A 4081-nucleotide genomic window follows, 5' to 3' on the forward strand; every position below is an offset into this window, starting at 1 on the left:
CCCGTTCTGGTCCCTCCCCGGGCGGGCCACCCCGGGGCGGCGGGGGGGGTGGCCACCGACACTGGTATTGCACCCCATGCCGGCCCCGGGCCGCGCCCGGCACCGGTGGGGCGCGGCCGGCGTCGTGCTCGCCATGATGCGGTGCCGGGGAACGGCCGCCGCGCTACAGCGACGGGTAGTTGCGTTCCGGTTCGCCGATGTACAGCTGGCGCGGGCGGCCGATCTTGGTGTTGGGGTCGCTGATCATCTCGCGCCACTGCGCGATCCAGCCCGGCAGGCGTCCGATGGCGAACAGCACCGTGAACATCTTTTCCGGGAAGCCCATGGCCTTGTAGATCAGGCCGGTGTAGAAGTCCACGTTGGGGTAGAGCTTGCGCTGGATGAAGTAGTCATCGCCCAGGGCCTTCTCTTCCAGGCGCATGGCAATGTCCAGGAGCTCGTCGTTGCCGCCAAGCTTGCTGAGAACTTCGTGGGCCGTTGCCTTGATGATCTTGGCGCGGGGGTCGTAGTTCTTGTAGACACGGTGCCCGAAGCCCATGAGACGGACGCCGTCTTCCTTGTTCTTGACCTTCTCCATGTAGTCCTCGGGCTTGACGCCGTCGGCCTGGATCTGGCGCAGCATCTTCAGGACGGCCTCGTTGGCGCCGCCGTGCGCGGGGCCGAAGAGGGCGTTGATGCCGGCGGAGACGGACGCGAACAGGTTGGCGTTCGAGGAGCCGACCAGGCGGACCGTGGAGGTGGAACAGTTCTGCTCGTGGTCAGCGTGCAGGATCAGTAGCAGGTCCAGGGCCTTGGCGACCACCGGGTCGACCTCGTACTGCTCGGCCGGCAGGCCGAAGCTCAGGCGCAGGAAGTTCTCCACCAGGTTCATCGAGTTGTCCGGGTACAGCATGGGCTGGCCGATGGACTTCTTGTGGGCGTACGCGGCGATGACCGGCATCTTGGCCATGAGGCGGATGGTGGAGACTTCCACCTGCTCGGCGTTGAACGGATCCAGCGAGTCCTGGTAGAACGTCGAGAGCGCGGACACGGCCGAGGACAGGACCGGCATCGGGTGCGCGTCCCGCGGGAAGCCGCTGAAGAAGCCCTTGAGTTCCTCGTGCAGCAGGGTGTGGTGCCGGATCCGCTGGTCGAAGGATTCCAGCTCGGCCGGGGTCGGCAGGTTGCCGTAGATCAGCAGGTAGGAAACTTCCAGGAAGCTCGAGTGCTGGGCCAGCTGCTCGATCGGATAGCCGCGGTAGCGCAGGATGCCCGCGTCACCGTCGATGTAGGTGATGGCCGAGGTGGTGGCCGCGGTGTTCATGAAACCGGGGTCGAACGCGACGGCGCCGGTCTGCTTCAGCAGCTTGGAAACGTCGTAGCCTTCGTTTCCCTCTACAACCTGGATGCGCGGGAGTTCGAGTTCGCCGCCGGCATGGCGCAGGGTTGCGCTGGTGGTTTCAGTCATGGAGTCTCCTCATGAGGCATCGGGGCCTCTGTCGAAAGCTGGTCCAACATCTGGTGAAGCTGCCCGCGGATCCTGCATGGACAGGATTTCCAAAGGCTGCGCTGCCTTCTTGTGGAAAGCCACCATTGATCGTCAGTTAAAAAGTACCTTTAGATCGCGGGTGGCACTAATCCGAGGAGCCCCGAAAATGCCGAAACGGCGCCACATGTGGTACTCGTCACAGCATTGTTACGTTGCCGAGGCCAGCCGGGATACGGCGGCGTCGATCCGCTCATCGCTTGCGGTCAGCGCCACCCGGACGAACCCATGGCCGGCGTCGCCGTAGAAGACCCCGGGGCCGACGACGATTCCGCGGTCCGCGAGCCGGCCCACGGTGTCCCAGGTGCCTTCGCCGGCGCTGGCCCACAGATAGAGGCCGGCACGGGACTCGTGGATTGTCAGTCCAAAGCCCTCCAGCGCCGGCACGATGCGCTCCCGCCGCCCCCGGTACAGATCCTTCTGCGCCAGGACGTGGGCGTCATCGCCCAGGGCGACGCGCATGGCTTCCTGGACCGGATAGGGAACGATCATCCCGGCATGCTTGCGGCTGTTCACCAGGTTGGCCATGATCGCCGCATCGCCGGCCACGAATGCTGCCCGGTAGCCCGCCACGTTGGACTGCTTGCTGAGGGAATAGACGGCGAGCAGGCCATCGTGGGACCCGTCGGTGACCTGCGGGTCCAGGATGCTGGGGACGGGCGTCCCGCCGCGCTGGACGTCCCACTCCCCCCAGCCGAGCTCGGCGTAGCATTCGTCGGAGGCGACGACGGCGCCGATCTCCCGGGCCTGCCGGACGATGCGCCGCAGCGAAGCGACGTCCCGGACACTGCCGGTGGGGTTGGCCGGTGAATTGACCCAGACCAGGCGCACGCGGGCGCGGGTGCCGGCGTCGAGCTCGTCAAGGTCATCGGCGGCGATCTGCTCCGCGCCGGCGAAAGTGGCGCCGATGTCGTAGGTGGGGTAGGCGACGGTGGGGCGGACGACGACGTCGCCCGCCTTCAGGCCCAGCAGGAACGGCAGCCACGCGACGAGTTCCTTGGAACCGACCGTCGGCATCACGTTCTGCGGATCCAGCGCGGGCACGCCGCGGCGGCGGGCAAACCAGCCGGCGACAGCCTCGCGCAGCGCCGGCGTGCCGTGAACCGTGGGGTAGCCGGGAGCGTCCGCGGCGGCACGCAGCGCGTCCTGGATCAGGGCCGGCGTCGGGTCCACGGGCGTTCCGATGGACAGATTGACGGCTCCTGCCGGATGCCGGGCTGCCGTGGCGGCATACGGCGCCATGGCCTCCCACGGGTAGTCGGGCAGGCTCAAGCCGAAAGTGCGCACCGCGGAAGTCACCCTGGCGCGTCCTAGCTGTCTTGGTTCTGCGGCGGGAGGGCGGCGATCATGGGGTGGTCCATGTGGGTGTTGCCGACCTTCGCGGCACCCCCCGGCGAACCGAGTTCATCGAAGAACTCGACGTTGGCCTTGTAGTAGTCTGCCCACTCTTCGGGGGTGTCGTCCTCGTAGTAGATCGCCTCCACCGGGCAGACCGGCTCGCAGGCACCGCAGTCCACGCATTCGTCCGGGTGGATGTACAGGGAACGCTCACCCTCGTAGATGCAATCGACGGGGCACTCCTCAATGCATGCCTTATCTTTGACATCTACACACGGCTGCGCGATTACGTACGTCACGTCCCTGGCCTCTCCACGTTGGTTCCGGCGACCGGCCGGATGGTTTTGCCGGCCTAAGCGCCGGGCTGCTGACTTCTGAGCCTATTATCTCCCAGCCGGTTACCGCGAACCTAGCCGGACGTCATACACGGGCCGCGACTTATTATGATCTGGTGAACTCGCCATTGCCCCTGCCCCAGCAGTTCCTCTCCGACGCCCCGCTGGGCACGCGGGTTGTGGTCCGGTACCGGGTCGACGGCGGCCTGACGGATGCGCTCGGCGAGCTCGTGGGACGCGCCGGCGGCGAATGCACCGTCCGCACCCGCCGGTCCGACGTCGTCATCGCGCTGCCCCTGGTCGTGGCCGCCAAGGCGGTTCCGCCGGCCCCGCCACGCCGGGCCCAGCGCCTGGAGGCCTCCTAACCAACGGCTTCCCGCGTCCGCCGCCAGCACCCAAGCCGCCCGCCACCGATGGACATGCCCTCCCCTGCTGACAGGCAGCGGACATGCGCTCTCCTGCGCTGGAGCAATGGACATAACCTCCCCGAGCCCACCCGCCACCGATGGACATGCCCTCCTCTGTGCTGGAGCAATGGACACACCCTCCCCAGCCGACCGCCACCGATGGACATACCCTCCCCTAGTGAAAGGCAGCGGACATGCCCTCTCCTGTGCTGGAGCAATGGACATGCCCTCCCGAGCCACCCGCCACCGATGGACATACCCTCCTCTGTGCTGGAGCAATGGACACACCCTCCCCAGCCGACCGCCACCGATGGACATGCCCTCCCCTAGCCACCAGCGATGGACATCTCACTAATATGTTCATCGCTGGAAGCCCAAGGGGGGGACTGTCCGATAAACGGTGGGTGGGTCCGGCCGGTTTTCATTAGTGAGTGGTTCTTTCGAACCGGCCGGCGAAGGTAATCGCGAACGCGTTC

The 4081-nt window shown here is 66.6% G+C and carries 4 protein-coding genes; 1 reads left to right on the top strand and 3 read right to left on the bottom strand.

Features of this window, described 5'->3' with window-relative positions; genetic code table 11:
* Positions 1 to 163: 163 nt before the first annotated feature.
* From ACFVVK_RS20395 to fdxA, 3 genes are all read right to left on the bottom strand, one after another.
* The gene (locus ACFVVK_RS20395; RefSeq protein ID WP_390271315.1) at positions 164 to 1447 is read right to left on the bottom strand and encodes a citrate synthase; all 1284 of its coding nucleotides are present in this window, start codon (positions 1445 to 1447) and stop codon (positions 164 to 166) included.
* Between the two features lie 228 nt (positions 1448 to 1675).
* Positions 1676 to 2824: a succinyldiaminopimelate transaminase gene (dapC, locus tag ACFVVK_RS20400; protein WP_390271318.1), complete on the bottom strand. Its 1149-nt coding sequence runs from the start codon at positions 2822 to 2824 to the stop codon at positions 1676 to 1678.
* Positions 2825 to 2835: 11 nt separating this feature from the next.
* Complete coding sequence (gene fdxA, locus ACFVVK_RS20405) at positions 2836 to 3162, bottom strand: ferredoxin (RefSeq protein ID WP_390271320.1); 327 nt, start codon at positions 3160 to 3162, stop codon at positions 2836 to 2838.
* Positions 3163 to 3314: 152 nt separating this feature from the next.
* Between fdxA and ACFVVK_RS20410 the strand changes: the two genes are divergently transcribed.
* Positions 3315 to 3563: a hypothetical protein gene (locus ACFVVK_RS20410; protein ID WP_390271323.1), complete on the top strand. Its 249-nt coding sequence runs from the start codon at positions 3315 to 3317 to the stop codon at positions 3561 to 3563.
* Positions 3564 to 4081: the final 518 nt, after the last annotated feature.

It is taken from the genome of Arthrobacter sp. NPDC058192, from assembly GCF_042883665.1.
Classification (GTDB): domain Bacteria; phylum Actinomycetota; class Actinomycetes; order Actinomycetales; family Micrococcaceae; genus Arthrobacter.

Excerpts from the sequence above, each read along its gene's own strand:
- ACFVVK_RS20395 (WP_390271315.1), bottom strand. The coding sequence starts at position 1,447 with ATGACTGAAACCACCAGCGCAACCCTGCGCCATGCCGGCGGCGAACTC.